Annotated in this window: 20 protein-coding genes and 1 riboswitch; all 20 genes read right to left on the bottom strand. The window is 44.9% G+C overall.

The genetic code is table 11. The annotated features are described in order from the left end of the window. Positions 1–12 precede the first annotated feature (12 nt). The 20 genes from ftsZ to ribD all read right to left on the bottom strand — a co-directional run bounded on the left by ftsZ (position 13) and on the right by ribD (position 18012). Positions 13–1095 (bottom strand): cell division protein FtsZ, encoded by a 1083-nt coding sequence (ftsZ, locus tag CS898_RS05740; protein ID WP_009430892.1) that lies wholly within the window; start codon positions 1093–1095, stop codon positions 13–15. Between the two features lie 94 nt (positions 1096–1189). After that, positions 1190–2029 carry a cell division protein FtsQ/DivIB gene (locus CS898_RS05735; protein ID WP_009430297.1) on the bottom strand — a complete coding sequence of 280 codons (840 nt, stop codon included), beginning with the start codon at positions 2027–2029 and terminating at the stop codon, positions 1190–1192. Beyond that, the gene (gene murG / locus CS898_RS05730) at positions 1992–3095 is read right to left on the bottom strand and encodes an undecaprenyldiphospho-muramoylpentapeptide beta-N-acetylglucosaminyltransferase (RefSeq protein ID WP_099208430.1); all 1104 of its coding nucleotides are present in this window, start codon (positions 3093–3095) and stop codon (positions 1992–1994) included. The genes CS898_RS05735 and murG overlap by 38 nt, the downstream gene beginning before the upstream one ends. 8 nt (positions 3096–3103) lie before the next feature. Beyond that, positions 3104–4189: an FtsW/RodA/SpoVE family cell cycle protein gene (locus CS898_RS05725; protein ID WP_009431485.1), complete on the bottom strand. Its 1086-nt coding sequence runs from the start codon at positions 4187–4189 to the stop codon at positions 3104–3106. A gap of 1 nt (position 4190) precedes the next feature. Then, positions 4191–5474, bottom strand: coding sequence for a UDP-N-acetylmuramoyl-L-alanine--D-glutamate ligase (gene murD, locus CS898_RS05720; protein ID WP_009430594.1), 1284 nt, complete (start codon positions 5472–5474; stop codon positions 4191–4193). Beyond that, on the bottom strand, positions 5471–6454 hold the full coding sequence (gene mraY, locus CS898_RS05715) for a phospho-N-acetylmuramoyl-pentapeptide-transferase (RefSeq protein ID WP_009430267.1): 984 nt from the start codon (positions 6452–6454) through the stop codon (positions 5471–5473). The genes murD and mraY overlap by 4 nt, the downstream gene beginning before the upstream one ends. Continuing rightward, positions 6451–8805, bottom strand: coding sequence for a penicillin-binding transpeptidase domain-containing protein (locus tag CS898_RS05710; protein WP_099208429.1), 2355 nt, complete (start codon positions 8803–8805; stop codon positions 6451–6453). The genes mraY and CS898_RS05710 overlap by 4 nt, the downstream gene beginning before the upstream one ends. Continuing rightward, the gene (locus CS898_RS05705) at positions 8802–9218 is read right to left on the bottom strand and encodes an FtsB family cell division protein (protein ID WP_099208428.1); all 417 of its coding nucleotides are present in this window, start codon (positions 9216–9218) and stop codon (positions 8802–8804) included. The genes CS898_RS05710 and CS898_RS05705 overlap by 4 nt, the downstream gene beginning before the upstream one ends. Before the next feature lie 16 nt (positions 9219–9234). Beyond that, positions 9235–10164, bottom strand: a complete 930-nt coding sequence (gene rsmH / locus CS898_RS05700; RefSeq protein ID WP_009430313.1) for a 16S rRNA (cytosine(1402)-N(4))-methyltransferase RsmH — start codon at positions 10162–10164, stop codon at positions 9235–9237. Between the two features lie 17 nt (positions 10165–10181). After that, positions 10182–10613: a division/cell wall cluster transcriptional repressor MraZ gene (gene mraZ, locus CS898_RS05695; protein WP_039880825.1), complete on the bottom strand. Its 432-nt coding sequence runs from the start codon at positions 10611–10613 to the stop codon at positions 10182–10184. Between the two features lie 308 nt (positions 10614–10921). Beyond that, positions 10922–11662, bottom strand: coding sequence for a prolipoprotein diacylglyceryl transferase (gene lgt, locus CS898_RS05690; protein ID WP_009430935.1), 741 nt, complete (start codon positions 11660–11662; stop codon positions 10922–10924). Next, positions 11640–12308: a deoxyribose-phosphate aldolase gene (deoC, locus tag CS898_RS05685; protein ID WP_009431428.1), complete on the bottom strand. Its 669-nt coding sequence runs from the start codon at positions 12306–12308 to the stop codon at positions 11640–11642. The genes lgt and deoC overlap by 23 nt, the downstream gene beginning before the upstream one ends. After that, entirely contained in the window at positions 12290–12871 is a 582-nt protein-coding gene (locus CS898_RS05680; RefSeq protein WP_099208427.1) for a flavodoxin family protein, read from the bottom strand. The genes deoC and CS898_RS05680 overlap by 19 nt, the downstream gene beginning before the upstream one ends. After that, positions 12847–13470, bottom strand: coding sequence for a TIGR01906 family membrane protein (locus CS898_RS05675; protein ID WP_159459134.1), 624 nt, complete (start codon positions 13468–13470; stop codon positions 12847–12849). Before CS898_RS05675 ends, CS898_RS05680 begins: the two co-directional genes overlap by 25 nt. Continuing rightward, positions 13460–14197, bottom strand: coding sequence for a YebC/PmpR family DNA-binding transcriptional regulator (locus CS898_RS05670; protein ID WP_009430788.1), 738 nt, complete (start codon positions 14195–14197; stop codon positions 13460–13462). Before CS898_RS05670 ends, CS898_RS05675 begins: the two co-directional genes overlap by 11 nt. A 73-nt stretch (positions 14198–14270) precedes the next feature. Further along, positions 14271–14582: a hypothetical protein gene (locus CS898_RS05665; RefSeq protein ID WP_099208425.1), complete on the bottom strand. Its 312-nt coding sequence runs from the start codon at positions 14580–14582 to the stop codon at positions 14271–14273. Positions 14583–14633: 51 nt separating this feature from the next. Continuing rightward, positions 14634–15098, bottom strand: a complete 465-nt coding sequence (gene ribH, locus CS898_RS05660) for a 6,7-dimethyl-8-ribityllumazine synthase (RefSeq protein ID WP_099208424.1) — start codon at positions 15096–15098, stop codon at positions 14634–14636. Then, positions 15095–16306, bottom strand: a complete 1212-nt coding sequence (locus CS898_RS05655) for a bifunctional 3,4-dihydroxy-2-butanone-4-phosphate synthase/GTP cyclohydrolase II (protein WP_099208423.1) — start codon at positions 16304–16306, stop codon at positions 15095–15097. The genes ribH and CS898_RS05655 overlap by 4 nt, the downstream gene beginning before the upstream one ends. 9 nt (positions 16307–16315) lie before the next feature. Next, the gene (locus CS898_RS05650) at positions 16316–16945 is read right to left on the bottom strand and encodes a riboflavin synthase (RefSeq protein WP_099208422.1); all 630 of its coding nucleotides are present in this window, start codon (positions 16943–16945) and stop codon (positions 16316–16318) included. Beyond that, entirely contained in the window at positions 16927–18012 is a 1086-nt protein-coding gene (gene ribD, locus CS898_RS05645) for a bifunctional diaminohydroxyphosphoribosylaminopyrimidine deaminase/5-amino-6-(5-phosphoribosylamino)uracil reductase RibD (protein ID WP_009430919.1), read from the bottom strand. The genes CS898_RS05650 and ribD overlap by 19 nt, the downstream gene beginning before the upstream one ends. Positions 18013–18073: 61 nt before the next feature. Continuing rightward, positions 18074–18189, bottom strand: a riboswitch (FMN riboswitch). Between the last annotated feature and the right edge of the window lie 24 nt (positions 18190–18213).

Here is an 18213-nt window from a genome sequence, read left to right as displayed (position 1 = left end):
TACGTATCCTTGTTATCTACGTAAAAAGTCAGGAATTTGTAGTTCTCCTGTATTCTTTTTATCTTCTTTATTTTCTAAGTCTTCCTTCATCTTATTTCTAGCTGCATCCAATGGATTAGTAGATGAAGCCTTGTCTTCATTGTAAATGTCAAAATCTGTTGCAATAACAGTAACCTTTACTTGGTCTTTTAGGCTTTCGTCAATTCCTGCACCAAAGATGATGTTTGCATCTTCGTCTACTGCATCCCGAATCAAGTCTGCTGCTTCAGTTACTTCAAAAATACCTAGGTCTCCACCACCGGTAATGTTTAAGAGAACAGACCGTGCTCCTTCAATAGAAGTTTCTAAAAGGGGTGATTGGATCGCCATCTTAGCTGCTTCCTTGGCTCTTTCATCTCCAGATGCAAAGCCAATACCCATGTGGGCAATTCCCTTGTCGTACATAACAGTTTTAACATCGGCAAAGTCAAGGTTAATCATGCTGGGAACACTGATTAGATCACTAATGCCTTGGATCCCTTGTTTCAGGACCTCATCAGCCATTTCAAAAGCTTCTGCAAAGCTTGTTTTCTTGTCACTGATTTGAAGTAGACGGTCATTTGGAATGATTACCAGGGTATCTACCTTGTCTTTTAAGGCCTTGATTCCTGCTTCAGCTTGTTTCTTTCTCTTGATTCCTTCAAAGGTAAAGGGACGGGTAACAACACCAACAGTTAAGGCGCCCATTTCCTTGGCTACTTCAGCAATAACAGGTGCAGCACCAGTACCAGTTCCACCACCCATACCTGCTGTGATGAACACCATGTCTGCTCCTTCTAAGGCTTCACGAATTTCGTCAAGACTTTCTTCTGCAGATTGTTCCCCTACAGATGGGCTTGCTCCAGCACCAAGACCCTTGGTAGTCTTTTCACCAATTTGAATCTTAGTTTCAGCAAAGGAATTTTTCAGGGCTTGACGGTCTGTATTAAAGGCAATAAAACCAACACCCTTTACTCCATTATTAATCATCCGGTTTACAGCGTTGTTTCCACCGCCACCAACACCAGCTACTTTAATTCTGGCAAAGTCTTCATGATCCATATCAAAATCCAACATCTTAATCCTCCTATATTTTTGACAGTGATTCTTTAAGTAGAGTTATATACTTCTATTCTAGTAATAAATGACAAAATAGTCAACTATTATCCCTTTATTCCTGGGAATCTTTCTCTTTTTCTTTTCCTTGGGACCCCTTTGAAGAAGTCATATTATTGGAGTCCTCCCTGGCCTGGGCCTTGTTACTTTCTGTAACGGCCACAGGGTCCTTGCCCTTGTCCATTAAAATCATGCTAATGTTTTTATCCATGGACTGGATTTTTTCCAAGACCACCAAGAGTTGCTTGCACTTATATTCGCTATCCTTGGTGGAGTCAAAGACCACTTGGATGTCGTCCTTGGTTAGGAGGTCCAAGCCCTGGGCCTTGATATCAATGGCCTGGATCTTGTCCTTGAGGTCACTTTGTAGGATTCCCGTAACCATCTTTCGAAGGTCCTTTTGCTTGTCATTTAAAAAGAGATAGGACCCCATTTGCAGGTTTTTAATGGTAAGTCCGTTGATCTTGATATAGTCTGGTTGAAACTGCATGGTCTTTTCCAAAATCCGCAGGTCCTGGTCTACATTGACATAGTGGTCCCGGAAGTTAAGCTGGGCCACAGGACTTCTTTCTTCAACCTGGATGGATAAGATTCCTCGGATACTCTTTTTAACCTGGGCATCCTTAATATAGGGGATTCTTTCAATTTTTGCTTCAATAGCCTGGTTGTCTTGCTTGTAGAGTTTTCCCCCTAGGTCTAGCTTGCTGGTTTTTAAGATTTCCTCCCGGGAAACCTTCTTATTTCCCTGGACCCTTATATCTTTAATGGTCACCAGGTTGCTTTTTATCAAGTGGACTCCTAGGGTTATGATGCCTATAAAGAGAATACTAAAGAGAGCCCGACGACGGTTTCTTTGTTTAGCTGTTAGCCTTTTTCTTCTTCTTTTTTTTGCCATCTCTTCCCAACTCCAATACTCGATTTGCAATTTCCTTTACTGCATCTTCGTTACACATGCGGTTTGCACTCCGGCCCATGTCTTGTCGCATTTGGTCATTTTCCAATAGTTTTTCAATGCTGGCATAGAGTTTTTCCCCTGTCAGGTCCTCTTCATAAAGTAGGATGGAGGCTCCTTGGGACTCGTAGCTCTTGCCATTAAAGACTTGGTGGTTTCCAGCTGTATAGGCCTTGGGAATTAAGATACTGGCCTTGGATAGGGCGCTGATTTCTGCCAGGGTCATGGCTGAAGAACTGGCAATAACCAGGTCTGCCCCCTGCATCAACTTGGGAATTTCCATGGAAAAAGATAGGATTTCCGTATCCTCCCTTTCCTCCAAGCCCTCCATAAATTCATCATAGTAGTCCCGACCTGTAATATGGATAAGGTGGAAGGGTAGCTGGTCATGTTGGGCCAAAATTTCCTTAATGGCCTCATTGGTTGACTCTTGTCCCCCTGACCCACCAAAGGATAGGACCACTTTTTCTTCCCGGGACTTATCCTCTGAAACCTGGTCCAAAAAAGCTTGACGGACAGGGTTGCCTGTGTAAATTAAATTGTCCTTCCTCTTGAAATAGACCTTGGCTTCCTTAAAGTTCAAGGCCACAAAGGAGGCCTTTTTGGCCAAAAAGCGGTTGGCCTTGCCAGGAAAAGCATTTTGTTCCTGCAAAACTGTAGGAATGCCAAACTGTTGGGCCTTTAAGACCACAGGAGCACAAACATAACCCCCGGTTCCAATGACAACATCTGGCTTAATATCCTTGAGGATCTTTCCACAGGCCTGCATGCCTTGAAACAAGGACCACATGGTGTGGATAGTCTTGGTGGACACTTTTTTTCTAGGTAGGCCCTCTACGGGGATGGGGTAAAACTTAATCCCCTCCCTTTGAACCAGTTCCTCTTCCAAGGAACCCTCCTTGCCTACATAAAATACCTCAACACCCTCTGTTTTTTTTAATTCCTCTGCAATGGCCAGGGCCGGCATGATATGCCCCCCAGTACCACCACCTGATAAAATAATCCGCATAAAACCTCCTAGTGGTTTTTCGACCGTCCTAATAGGATTCCAGCAGCCACTAGACAAACCCACAAAGAAGTTCCCCCATAGGATATAAAGGGGAGGGTCAAGCCTGTAACTGGCAGGATTCCAATGGTAACTCCCATATTAAAAAACGCCTGAATGGAAATACATACGGTAATTCCCGTTGCGATTAATTGCTCATAAAGATTTTTACACCGACTGGCCACCTGTAAGCCCGAAAGAGTAAAGATAAAGTAGAGAAGGACCACAAAGGTCGTTCCTAAAAATCCCCATTCTTCCCCAATAATTGGAAAGATAAAGTCATTGTAGCTCATGGGCAAATAGCCTTGTTTTAGCCGGCTATTTAAATAACCTACGCCCCAAAAACCCCCAATTCCATGGGCAAATAGGGAGTTGGCCAACTGCCAATCCGTATCCTGGATGTCGTCAAAGGGGTCTATAAAACTCATCATTCTTTCCATCCGGTAGGGCATCATCCGAATCATAAGAAAGGCCAAGGCTCCCCCACCCAGCCCCGATAGTGCATATTGGTAGGGCTCCATTCCCAAGACAAAAAAGAGGGAAAGGAGGCTTAGGCCGATAACCATGCCTGTGGAAAAGTCTCTTAAAATAACTAAACCTGTCGATAGTCCAATTATACCAATAATCACTGCAAATGTCTTAAATTTTCTAGTAGTCCCTCGGTTTTTAACCAAATAATCACTTAAGTAAAAAATAGACGCATACTTTAAGAGGTCTGAGGGCATAAATTCAAAGCCCACCAGGGGAATCTTTAACCAGCGAACACTATTATAGTGGCTGACTCCCAGGGGGGTGTAGAGTAGGGCACAGAGAAAGACACTCAGGACGAAAAAGGGCAGGCTCATCCGCCGGATAAAGTCAATAGACATCCTGGAGGCCAAAACAAAAAAGCATAAGCCCGTTAGTAAAAAGACCAGGTGCCTTTTGATGAAATGAAGGTTATTTCCCATTTTGGCCAGACCCTCATAGGAAGAAGCACTGGCTACAAATAAAACACCGACAATTAAAAGTAGGACAATGGAAAGTAAAAGTCCCAGGTGGAAAGGCCTTTTTTTCATCTTACTCCTCCTCCAACTTCTTCACTTGGTCCATAAAATCCCTGCCTCTTTCCTCATAATTCCTATAGGCTCCCCAAGAAGCACAGGCTGGAGACAGAAGGACAACCCCTTCTTTGGTCAGGTCTTTGGCCTTCTTCACAGCCTCTTCCATGGAGGACACAGGATGGATGGATTCTAGGCCCACCTCCTGGGCTTCCTGGATCCAACGGTCTTTTGTTTGCCCCATGACAATAAGCTGGGAAATTTTTCCCTTGTGCTTTTCCAGAAGGGGTAAAAAGCTGCTCCCCTTGTCATATCCCCCTGCAATTAGGGTAATATGACCCGGAAAACTTGCTAGGGCTACATCTGTTGAATCGGGATTGGTTCCCTTGGAGTCGTTGTAATAGGCCACCCCGTCAATCTTGGCCACAAATTGTAGCCGGTGGTCAACAGCCTTAAAGCTGGCCCCATATCGAAAGGCATCTTGAATGGGAAGACCCACTTCCTCCGCCGCCAAAAGAGCAAAGGCCAAGTTGGTCATGTTGTGGTCTCCCACCAATTGAAAGTTGCTGGTGGGTCCCAGGACCTGGCCATGGATAATCATTTGACCATCCTTTAGATAGGCATCTGCCTCCTGGCAGCTAGAGACACTTTCTCTCCTGGCCAGGCTAGGGGTTTGATAGGATACAGGGTCATCCCTGTTAACCAGACAAAGGTCCTCTGGATTTTGGTTCTTTGTAATTTTCTTCTTACTGGCCTGGTAGTCCTCCACTGTGTGGTGCCAGTCCAGGTGGTCCTGGCTGATATTGGTTATAATGGCGATGTTGGGATGAAAGTCTTGGATGTATTTTAATTGAAAGGAACTGCATTCCAAGACCAAATAGTCCCCATCCTGTAGAAGGCCCATAAGGTCAAAGACCCCTCGGCCGATATTGCCAGCTAAAAAAACCCTCTTGCCAGCTTCCTTTAAGATGTGGTGGATGGCCAGGCTAGTTGTGGTCTTGCCATTGGTCCCTGTCACTGCAATGGTATAAATCTTTTTATCCAGAAGTTTTTGAAAGACCTCTAGGTCTGAATAGATTGGAATCTTCCGGTCCTCTAATTGGCGGATGATTTCCTGGTCAGGATGGATTCCAGGACTCTTGATACAATAGTCCACTTCCCCATACCGGTCCTGGGTCAATCTTAGGTTCTCTGAAATTTCTGCATTTTCATCATAAATATAGACTTGGTAGCGGTCTTTTAAGGCCTGGTAGCAGGCCTTTCCCGTGGTTCCGAAGCCAAGAATGGCAATCCTTCTTTTCATCGAACCACCCCATATAGCAATAATAGGTAGGCCAAAAGGCAGAGAAGGATTGAGCTTAGAACAAAGACCTTGACGACTTTCTTTTCATGCCATCCCTTTTGTTCATAGTGGTGGTGGAGGGGACTCATAAGAAAAATCCTCTTTCCCGTCAATTTAAAGGAAATCACTTGGAGGATAACAGACAGGGTCTCCACAAAATAAATCCCTCCTGCCAGGGGTAGTAAAATAGGCAGTTGCAATAAAACAGCCATGGCTGCCACGGCTCCTCCCAGGGCCAAGGACCCTGTGTCTCCCATAAAAACTTTTGCCGGATACTTGTTGTAGACCAAAAAGCCTGCCAAGGATCCAACCAATAAAAGAGCAAAACTTTCAATGGTGGGATGGTTCAAGGCATTGGCCGCCAGGGCAAAAAAGATAGACACAGTTATGGTAATGGAACTGGACAGGCCATCTAGGCCATCTGTCAGGTTAACTGAATTCACTGTTCCCACCACTACAAAAATAATAAAGGGAATGTAAAAGGCTCCCATGTCCCAAGGAGATTGGACAAAGGGGATGATAATTTCTGTTGATAGACCTTGGTTCTTGGATTGAACAAAGACCAAGATAAAGGCAATAAGGATCTGACAAAGAAGCTTTTGCAGGGCCGTAAAACCCAGGTTTCTCTTTTTCACTACCTTGATGTAGTCGTCAAAAAAACCTACCAAACCAAAGGCCAGGGTAGAAAAAATCAGGAGAAGGCCTTCAATGTCAAAGAGACGAAAGACTAGAATCCCCAGGCAAAGAGTCAGGAGGAAGATGATTCCTCCCATGGTGGGAGTCCCCTCCTTAACCAGATGGGAACTGGGGCCATCATCCCGGATGCTCTGTCCTGCATTTAATCTTTTTAGTTGTGGTAGAACAAACCGTCCAACCAGGGTGGAGCAAATAAAGGCCCCTAAAAGAATCATGATATTTTTTAGATTAAAAATCTCTATCATTGTCCTTCCTCATTTCTATTGTTTTCTTTTGCTTTCTTTTGACCCTTCTTGGTCTTACTTTTCTTCTTTTCTTCCGACTTAGACCTATTTTCATTTTCTTCTTTTGTTTGGTCCTTGTTTAAGGCCGGTTCAAAATAAAGTTCCATGGGCTTTTTCCAAGAGATTACAGCTCCCGGTTGGGGAACCTGCTTCACTAGCTGCCCACTGCCATGGACAGTGTATTCTACTTCCAAGGGTTCTAAGATTTCCTTGACTTCTTCCAAACTCTTACCCATCAAAATAGGCATGGTTAAGGCATTGCTATTGTTGGGATTCAAATATAAATCCACAATAGTTCCTGTATTTACGGTGGTTCCCGGTGCTGGAGATTGGTCGGTCACCATGGTAAAGTCATTCATTCCAGTATATTCAGTATTGAATTTCAAGCCCTTTTCCGACAGGATTCGGCCAGCATCTTCAATTAACATATTCCTTACATCTGGTACTTCCACATCAATTTTCTTTTGGGAGTCATTGACTCGGTCACTTTTTTCATAGCCCTCATAGGAGAGGATTTCTCCCAGCATTTGTCCAGCATAGGGGGCTGCAACAGCTCCACCATAATAGCCATTTTTCGGCTCTTGGACAATGAGTAAGAGGGTATACTTGGGTTTTTCAATGGGCGCCACTCCTACACAAGAGGAGATGTACTTGTTTTCTTCATAGCCACCATCTTTGGAAACCTTGTTGGCCGTTCCTGTCTTACCACCAATCCGGTAGCCTGGAACAGCAGCCCGACTTCCTCCCCCCTGGCTAACCACTTTTTCCATGAGTTCCACCATGGTCTTGGAGGTTTGCTTGGAGATAACCTGTCTTTTAACCCGGGGTTTATAGGTTTGTACCGGTTTATTGTCTATGGTCTCAATGTCTTTTAGGACATGGGGCACCATGAGGTTTCCCCCATTGACAACAGCACTTACTGCATTGATTAATTGGATGGGAGTGGTGGCAATCCCATGACCAAAGCTCACAGTATCTTGTTGGAGTTTGGATACATTATGAAGGTCGTCTGGCACGAGACCTTCCACCTCTCCTGGCAGGTCGATGCCCGTTTTTTGACCGAAGCCAAAGGCGTGGATATAGCGATTCATCCGGTCTAAGCCCAATTCTCGGCCGATCCGGACAAAGGTCACATTACAGCTCTTGGCATAGCCCTCTTCCATGGTAAGGTCTCCATGGGGGTTAGGCAAGGAGGCACAACGAATGGGCCCTCCCGGAACATCCCGAACATAGCCCGAGCAATAGTAGTGCTTGTCTTTGGTCGTTGTGTGTTCTTCTAGGGCTGCTGCTGCAGTAATGGTTTTAAAGGTTGACCCTGGCTCATACATGTCGTTGATGCAAAAATTTCGCCAATTGTCAAACCAAACCTTGGCTTTTTCTTCTCCTGTCAAATCTTCCCAATCCTTTTGTTGCTTATTGTTTTGAGGCTTTTTGGGGAAGTTTAAGTTGTAGTCATCCTGGTTGGTCATGGCCACAATGGCCCCAGTGTCCACCTCTTGAACGATGACATTGACCGCCTTGGCTTGGACCTCTTCTTTAGCCTTTTTGGCAATATTTTCCACAATCCCCTGGATAGATTCATCTAGGGTCAGGCGGACATTTAAGCCCTGGGTGGGCAGGTTGCTTTGGTCCTCTTCCATGGTCAAGGCTTGGTTTTTGGCATCTCTTAAGCCCACTCTTTTCCCCAGCATTCCAGCCAGTTGGTCATTATAATATTTTTCCACCCCATAAATTCCATAGCCATCTTGGTCCATAAAACCAATTAGGTGGGAGGCCAGGTTGTTGGCTGGGTAAAACCGCTTTTGTTGGTCCTGGATATAGACCCCTCTTAAGTCTGCATTTTGGATAGTCAAAGAAGTCGCCCGGTCAATATCCTTGGCCAAGACAACTTCAGCCTTTTTCCCTTCCTTATATTTTTCATAGACTTCTTCCTTGGGTAGGTAGAGGAGGTTGGCTAGTTTATTTAAAACCTGGTCCAAGGCCTCTTGGTCCAGGCTCCCATTTTTCATAAAGGCATTTTTATTCAAGGTCACTGTAGAGGCAGAAACATTTACTGCTAGCTTCTTACCATTCCGGTCTAAAATATAGCCCCGGTCTGGTTGCAGGACCTCATTTCTAGACATCTGGGTCAGGGCTTTTTTAGCAATATCATTGGAGTCTAGGATTTGTAATTGGTATAGACGGATAATTAAAGCACAAAATAAACACGTTGCTAGAAAAAGTAAAAAGAAAATTTTCCCGCGCCGTTTTGCGCCATTTGATTTTCTTCCACCCTTTTTTGCAACGTGTTGATATCTATGGCGTGATTTCAAAGAGATCCCTCCCCTTTATTTGCGCCAAATATTTTTAAAATAGAGATAACCGGGCTTAAAAAGACATTTTCTTTTACATCTGTTTCGGCAACCTTTTCGTCTACTTGGATATAGACAACTTGTTCATCGTCGGGATAGACCATACCCAGTTTGTATCTTGCGACATTTGCCACTTCATCAGAACTTTTAATCCCAGCTAATTGCCCACTAATAGAGTCCTTGGTCTTTTTTAATTCACTTATTTCTACATTTTGACGCTCAATGTTGTTTTTCAGTTTTTCCAACTCTAGATAGTTTACCATAAGTAAGAGCAACATTAAAGCACAAAGACCCCAAATGATATAGAGACTCAAAGAGAATAAATTCGTCTTGGCAGGTCGATTTATTTTTTTATTTCTAGGCTTCTTATTCATAATTCGCTCCTTTAGCCTAAAGCTTTTCGGCGATCCGACACTTTGCTGAGCTGGATCTGGGATTTACTTCTAATTCCTCAGGGCTGGCCGTGATAGGTTTTCTTGTAATAATCTTGATTTCTCTTCTCTTATCGCAAGTACATACAGGCTGCTGGGGAGGACAAATGCAGTCTAAAAAGGCGTACTTAAAGATTTCTTTCACAATCCTGTCTTCCAGAGAATGAAAGGAAATTACCACCAAGCGGCCCCCAGGATTAAGACTTTGAATCATCTGGTAGAGGGTGTCTTTTAAAACATTCAGTTCGTCATTCACTTCAATTCTCAGAGCTTGGAAGATTCGCTTGGCCGGGTGTCCACCCTTTCTACGCACTTCTTTTGGAATGGCCGCTTTGATAATTTCCACCAAGTCGAAGGTGGTTCCAATAGGGGCCTTTTTTCTTGCTTCTACAATAAATTCAGCAATCCGCTTGGACCACCTTTCTTCCCCGTAATCTTGAAAAATCCGGTTGAGGTCTTCCAAGGAATAAGTATTAACAATGTCCTTGGCGGAAAAGCTTTTACTTTGGTCCATCCGCATATCTAATGCCGCATTAAAGCGGTAGGAAAAGCCCCGGTCTTTTTGGTCGAACTGGTGGCTACTAACCCCCAGGTCTAGGAGAATTCCATCCAGACCTTGGACACCTTCTTCCTCTAGGGCCCTAGTAAAGTCTTTATAGTTTAAATGGTAGAAAGATACATTGGAAAAACCCTTTAACTTGTCCCTGCTGGCTTCCAAGGCATTGGTGTCTTGGTCTAGGCAAATCAGACGACCTGTTTTTAAATGCTCCAGGATGCCCAAGGAGTGGTTGCCACCCCCTACTGTCCCATCCAGGTAGGTCCCGTCTTCTTTAATTTTTAGTCCATCTATTACTTCTTTATAAAGAACTGGAACATGGTGAAATTCCATTGTTTTTCTCCATTCATCTATATGCCTAATTCACTCATCTTTTCTGCAATTAAGTCAATGCCCAAGGCATCATCATCTGTATATCTTTCCCAAAGATCCTTGTTCCAAATTTCCACCCGGGTGGATACCCCAATGACCACTGACTCTTTTTCAAGTTTGGCGTGGTCTCTTAGGTTTGCCGGAATTAGGATTCGACCCTGGTTGTCCAAGGACGTCTCCGCCGCTCCTGCAAAGAAAAAACGAACAAAGGCTCTGGCATCACGATTTGTTAGTGGGAGGAGTTTGAGTTTTTCTTCGATGCGTTTCCATTCGTCATTTGGGTACACGAAAAGACTGTGGTCAAGGCCCTTGGTTATGACAAAGGACTGCCCCAGTTCCTCTCTAAATTTTGTCGGGACAATCAAGCGTCCCTTTGTGTCCATCGTATGATGATATTCCCCAATAAACATTTTTACACCATCTTTTACCACTTAAACCCACTTCTCACCACTTCACCTATATTTTACATGAAATTATGGAATAAGGCCACACCTTTTCCTCTTTTTTAGCCAATAAAAAAAGAAAGGGCATCTTGTCCCTCTCTTTTTGGAGATTTTTTCTCCCACTTTCTCTTTTCTTCTTATTAAACTTTATTTGACTTCCCAAACCCTTTCTTTATTTTATCTAATTTTATCTAGGAGTAAATTCTTTTGAAAATCTCCATAAAAAATTGGCAGCCTCCTGGCTACCAATTTTTCCATCCTCTAGTGAGGATCTTCTATAATTTTTCCTTTTTCCCACAGACCACATAAATCACAAGACAAGCAATAATCAAGGCAATACTGGTAAGTTGAGCCGTCCTAAAGGGACCTATCATCAAACTATCGGTTCTTAAGCCTTCTATGAAATAGCGGCCAATGCTATAGAGGATCCCATAGAGGGCAAAGACCTGGCCCCGAAACTTTCTTCGCTTAAAGACATAGAAGAATAAAAGGGCAAAAATACAAAGGTCTAAAATAGATTCGTAGAGGAAGGTGGGGTGGACCCGAACTCCATCCACTAGGATGGCCCAGGGTAGGTCTGTTGGCCCTCCATGGGCTTCACCATTCATGTAGTTTCCCCAGCGACCAATGCCTTGGGCCAAAACCAAACCCGGGGCAATACAGTCAGCCAGGTCAAAAAAGTGGTGGCCCTTTCTCTTACAGTATACCAGACCCACTAAAATCCCTGCCATGATTCCACCATGGATGGCCAAACCTCCCTGGCGAATATTGATAATTTCAGACATGTGCTGGGAATAGTAGTCCCACTCAAAAAGGACATACCAGACCCTGGCTCCCAGGACTCCTAGGGGAACAGCTAAAATCAAAAAGTCATCCAGGGCAACTTCCGGCAAGGTGCCCATTCTTTTTGCCAGGTATTTGGCAATTTCATAGGCCAGGATGACCCCAATTCCTATAAGGATTCCATACCAACGAACCTCTAGACCAAATAAGTTAAAGGCCACTGGATTCGGCATTTTTTTCTCCTTCTACAATGGCAATTCCTGCACTAACCCCCAGGCGGTCCGCTCCGGCTTCTACCATCTTTTGGGCTGTAGCAAAATCTCGAATTCCACCAGAAGCCTTGACCTTGGCCTGGTCTTTGACTTGGTCCTTCATCAATTTTACATCTTCCAGCTTGGCCCCTCCTGTGGAGAAACCAGTGGAGGTCTTGACATAGTCTCCTTCGGCCTTAAGAGTCAATTGACAGGCCCTTATTTTTTCATCCTCTGTCAAGAGGCAGGTTTCAATAATGACCTTTAAAATATGGTCTCCAATGGCCTCTTTGATGGCCCGGATTTCATCTTCTACCAATTGGTCTTGGCCACTTTTTAAGGCACCAATATTGATGACCATGTCAATTTCATCGGCTCCCTTTTCTATAGCGTCCTTGGCTTCAAAGACCTTGGTCTCCGTGGTGTTGGCCCCCAGAGGAAAGCCAATAACCGTGGCAATTTTTACCCCTGATCCGGCCAATTCTTCCTTGCACAGGCTAATCCAAGTAGGTTGGACACAGACTGAAAAAAAGTCGTGGGCCTTGGCTTCCTGGCAAAGTTGTTTGATTTGATCTTGACTAGACTCAGCCTTTAATAAGGTATGGTCTATCATTCGATTAATTCCCATTGATTTCCCTTTCTTCTATTTATTCCATCTATTTTAATCGCTTCTTTTCTTAAAAATCCAGCCTCATAGGGTCTTCGATCTGTATCCCCCACTTGTATGCAGGTAAAAGTGCTATAGCCCAGGGTCTTAAGGGTGATTTGCCCCTCTAGGTAGCTGGTAGTAAACTGGTCTGGGTAGGGTTTGGCTCCGGCTGTCAGCAAAAGACAAGCCGACTTTTTCCCCTGCCAGTCCCTGGGGTTGGAAAAGTAAACCTGCATCCGGTCTATGGACTTTTTCAAAAGCCAAGTCACTCCATTAAAGTAGACCGGACTTGCAAAAACCAAGTGGTTGGCCTCTTCTATCTTTTGATAGATGGGACTAAAGTCATCCCTTAGGCGACAAAAAGGCTCTTTTAGGCATCCATCACAATGAATGCAGCCCTTAAAATCCAAAGCATTTAAGTCCACCAGGTCTACTTCTTTGTCTTGGGCGAATTCTTTCAAGTAATCCTCCAAGAGGGCTTGAGTATTCCCATTTTTTCTTGTGTAGCCAATAAGGGCTAGGACCTTGTCTTGATTTTCCATAGGCTAAAGAAATAAACTCCTTCCATTCCCAGGACAAAAAGGCCAATTAATCCAGCCATTTGTTCAAAAAAGACCTGGGGTAGCATTTGAATCATAACATCTGTTTTAGGATCTAAAAGCCAGAGGTCATTGTCGAAAAAAAGCTCATGAAAACGGATAAAGCTTTGGTCAAAATTCATTCCAATATAGGTAAAAAATCCGATTAGGGCTAGGAGTAAAATCCAGTTCCCTGTAAAATAGTCTCTTAAAAAATTCTTTTTATGGCCATAGATAAAGAGGGCCAAAAAAGCCAGACCCGCCAGAACCATAATCCGATTTTTTAAGACAAAAAGCCCATGGACATCCTCCATGTGGCTAACCTCCCTTTGGTTAAAGTAGGGAGAAATTAAATCATCATCCCCCTTTTCCAAATAAATCCTCAGGGCCTGGCCCCGCTTGTGGAGGTCTTTTATGGATAGGCCTGTTTCTTGGACAGTGGCATTTTTCTTAAACTGGAAGTCATAAAAACCCTGCCACTGGCTCACCAGACTAATTCCTAGACCCAGAACCAAAAGAAGATAGGCCACTCCAGCCAAAAGGCCCAGAAGCTTAGTCTTCATCCGGCTCCTTCCAGTTGTGGTAGATGTCTTGAACATCATCATTGTCCTCTAGGGCATCAATGAGTTTTTCCATCTTTTCCACATCTTCTTCTGAGGTCAATTCCACTTCATTTTGTGGAATATAGGTGATTTCAGCCATCTTGGGTTGGTAGCCTGCTTCTTCCAAGGCATCCCGGACAGCAGCAAAGTCTTCTGGGTTGGTGGTAATTTCTAAACCATCTTCATCTGCATCCACATCTCCGGCTCCACTGTCTATGGCCACCATCATGACTTCGTCCAGGTCCACTCCCTCTTCTTTTTCCAGATAGAGGACTCCCAACTTGTCAAACATAAAGGATACGCAACCAGATGTTCCCAGGTTGCCCCCGTTACGGTCAAAGGCATGGCGCATTTCTGGTGCTGTCCTGTTCCGGTTATCTGTCAAGGTCTTAACCATAACAGCAATTCCGGAAGGGCCGTACCCTTCATAGGTCACTTCTTCGTAGTGGGTATCGTCATCTTCCCCGGTTCCCTTTTTAATGGCCCGTTCAATATTGTCATTGGGCATATTGTAAGATTTTGCCTTGTCAATGGCCATCTTTAAAGAGGGGTTATAGTCCGGGTCTCCGCCACCTTCTCGGGCAGCTACCATGATATAACGGGCCATTTTCGTAAATACACGGCCCTTTTTTGCGTCTTCTTTTCCTTTTTTATTTTTTATATTATTCCATTTTGAATGTCCTGACATTCTTATTCCTCCTTTATTTCACCTGTTTATTTTACCATAAGATGGACTTGTATGGTAGTTTTACTTACAAGGCCTAAAAAATCAAGACCTGGGCAGCTTCATAAAGAAGGGGAAGACAGAGGGCCAGGTTGACCAAGGCCAGGCTAGTCAAGGTCACGCTCCTCTTGGTCTTTTTTCCCAGGGAAAGGCCCAAAGAGATAAGACAAACCAGGTAGCCCAGGCTAAAGACCAGGGCATAGTTCCCGGCCAGCAGGCCTTCCAGGCTCCTTTTATAGGCATAGACCCTGGCCAATTGGTCGTAATGGGGTAGGTAGTTTAGGACCATGGGACCTGTTAGGCAAATTAAATAAAGACTATTGATTAAAATTAGTATTTTTTTCAGCATAAATCCTCCAGGGAAAAGCCGCCTTAATGTTTCCACTAAGACGGCTCTTTTTTAAGATAGTTGATCTTTTAAATTTACACATTCAATGGCGGAAACAGCGGCATCAAAGCCCTTGTTGCCAGCCTTGGTTCCTGCTCTTTGGACTGCTTGGTCGATGGTGTCGGTGGTTACGATGCCAAAAATAATGGGTCTTTCTGTGTGCATGGATACTTGGGCAACCCCCTTGGCCACTTCTGCTGTCACCAATTCATAGTGGCTGGTTTCGCCACGAATCACGGCGCCCAGGCAAATAACCCCATCATATTTTTCACTTTGAGAGGCTAATTTGGCAAACATGGGAATTTCAAAGGCTCCCGGAACCCAAATCAGATCAATGTCTTCATCCTTGACCCCGTGTCTTAAAAGGGCATCTTGGGCCCCTTCAATTAATTTTGTCACGATAAATTCGTTAAATCTTGAGGCCACAATGGCAAATTTCTTATCCTTAGCAATGAGCTTTCCTTCAAATTTTTTCATTTTTCTTCCTCCAGGTTAAATTGTTCTAAGATATGGTTCATTTTTTCCGCCTTGGTATGCAAGTATCTTTGGTCATGCTCTTGGGCTTGAATCTCAATGGGTTCCCGAGAGACGATCTTCATATCGTACTGGCTTAGGTTGTAAATCTTATGGGGGTTATTGGTTAAGAGACGAATTTCCTTCACTCCCAGGTCCTTTAAAATTTGGGCTCCTATATAGTAGTCCCGGGCATCTTCCGGTAGCCCCAACATGACATTGGCTTCTACAGTGTCGTAGCCATGGTCTTGGAGGTTGTAGGCCTTGAGTTTGTTAATGAGCCCAATGCCCCGACCTTCCTGGCGCATATAGAGGACAATGCCCCGGCCTTCTTTTTCTACCTGCCGCATGGATTGGGCCAATTGGTCACCACAATCACACCGCAAAGACCCAAAGCCATCTCCTGTTAGACACTCTGAATGGACCCGGACCAGGAGGTCTTTTCCATCCCCAATGTCTCCCTTAACCAGGGCCACATGCTCTTGGCCTGTAAACTTTTCCTCATAACCTATAGCTGTAAAGTGACCATATTTCGTTGGCATATCCACCGGGTCTATGGCCTCAACTAATTTGTCGTTGATCTTACGGTAGGTCTTTAAGTCCTCGATGGTCAGGTAGACCAGGTCATTTTCTTGGGCAAAGTCAATGACCTCTTGGCCCCGGAGCATTTGTCCGTTATCTGCCATGATTTCACAGCAAATTCCCACTTCTGTCAAACCGGCCAAGCGGAGTAGGTCCACTGTAGCCTCAGTGTGACCCTCTCTTTCCAAAACCCCCGGGGCCTTGGCAATTAAGGGAAACATGTGACCTGGCCGTCTAAAGTCTAGAGGTTTGGAATTGGGGTCTGCTGCCTTCCGAGCAGTCAGGGCCCTTTCTTCTGCAGAAATTCCCGTTGTGGTTTCCACATGGTCAATGGAGACGGTAAAGGCGGTTTCATGGTTGTCTGTATTGTGAAAGACCATGGGGTCTAATTGGAGACGGTCCGCTTCTTTTTGACTCATGGGCATACAGATTAAGCCCTTGGCCTTGGAAGCCATAAAATTTATATTATCAATGTCTGCAAATTCAGCCGCTAGAATCAAGTCCCCTTCATTTTCCCTTTGGGGATCATCTGTAACGACAATCATTTCTCCTCTTCTTAGGGCATCTAATGCCTTTTCTACTTGGCTCATGTCTACCTCCTAAAATCCATACTTGATATAGTCTGCCAGAGAACTGTCCTCCTGGCCCTTGACCATATTTTCCACATACTTGCCTATTAAATCGCACTCCAGGTTGATAAAGTCTCCAACCCTTAAGTGGGTAAAATTTGTCCTCTTCTTACTTTCTGGAATCAAGCTCACCGTCACATGACTTTCTGTCAAGTCTGCTATGGTCAAGCTGACTCCATCCAAGCAAATACTCCCTTGGGGAATCATGTACTTGCGGTAACCCAGGGGAATCAAAAGGGTCATGAAAAATTGCCCCTGGCGCTCTTGAATCCGGCTGACCTGGATTACTGTATCGATATGGCCAGAAACCATATGACCCCCTAAACGGGTTTGTAGGTTCAAGGCCCTTTCCAGGTGGACCTTGGTCCCCACTTGTAAATTTTTTAAATTAGACTTTCTCAGGGTGACCTCCATGACATCTCCTTGGAAGCTTGTGGGAGTTAGGGCCACCACTGTAATGCAGACACCATTTACTGCAATGGAGTCCCCCAGCTGGGTCCCCTCCAGGACCCTTTGGCAGGTCACTGTAAATCTTTTCCCATTACTTGTAGTTTGGAGGCTGGTGACTTGTCCTATTTCTTCTATAATTCCAGTAAACAATCTTTCCCTCCTTGAATCCGAAGGTCCTTGCCCAGTCGGTCCACTTTATAAATTTGGCTTTCTAGGGCCTGGCTTAACTTTTCAACTCCCAGGCTGGCAATGGTAGATTTCCCATCGCCGCCAATGAATAAGGGGGCTTGGTAGATGACCCACTGGTCCACTAGGCCTTGCTTGATAAAGCTGCTAAGAACCTGGCTTCCCCCTTCTACTAGGAGGCTGGAAACCTGCTGGTTCTTGTAGAGGTCCTCAAGACATTCTTCCAGGACCAGGCCATCTTGGCCTTGACCAATGGAAATGGCCTGGGCTGTAGGAGTCAAGGCCCTTGTTTCCTGGTCGGGTCCTACATAAAAAATAGTTTTTTCTCCCTGGAAGAGTTGGTAGGTTCTGGGAGTTTTTAAGGTCCGGTCCAAAACCACCCTTAGGGGGGTTTTCCCTCCTGTCCGACAGGTCAATTGGGGGTTGTCTTGGAGGGCAGTTCCCCGTCCCACCAGGATAGCATCGCAGATCCCCCGGAGCCTATGGCCATCTCTTCTGGCTTCTTCCCCGGTAATCCACTGGCTGTCTCCTGTCTTGGTGGCGATTTTTCCATCCAGGCTTTGGGCCATCTTCAAGATGACATAGGGCCTTTGCTGACGGATGGTGAAGTGGAAGAGCCTATTCATAGCATGGCATTCCTCTTCTAAGACACCACAGGTCACTTGGATCCCCGCCTCTTTTAACTTTTGAATTCCTCGTCCCCTAACTTGGGGGTTGGAGTCCAACTCTCCTACTACAACCCTCTTGACCTTCTTCTCAATAACCAGGTCTACACAGGGGGGTGTCTTGCCATAGTGGGAACAGGGTTCCAAGGTCACATAGAGGGTGGCCCCTTGGGCGTCCATGTCCCTTAGACAGTTGACCTCTGCATGGCTGGAGCCAAATTTTTCATGGTAGCCCCGACTGATGATTTTTCCATCCCTTACCAGGACTGCCCCTACCAGGGGGTTGGTCAGGGTCTGCCCCTGGCCCTTTAGGGCCTCCTGGATGGCTTCTTTCATAAATTCTTGATCCATCTTGTGTTGATCCATCTTGCCTCCTTGGGCCCATAAAAAAAGAGCCCTTACCCAGGGCTCTGTACAATCGAAAGTACATGTTTTTCTTCCATCCGGACTTTAACCGTCGGTATTGGAATTTCACCAATTCAATCTTGCGACTTGTGGACTATCACCACCGGTGAGGAATTGCACCTCGCCCTGAAAAACAAATTTTTTATTTGATTAACTTCATGA

This window comes from Urinicoccus timonensis (genome assembly GCF_900232945.1).
GTDB classification, from domain to species: domain Bacteria; phylum Bacillota; class Clostridia; order Tissierellales; family Peptoniphilaceae; genus Urinicoccus; species Urinicoccus timonensis.
Note: the sequence above shows the minus strand (reverse complement) of the source record. Positions and strands in the feature narration are given on the sequence as shown.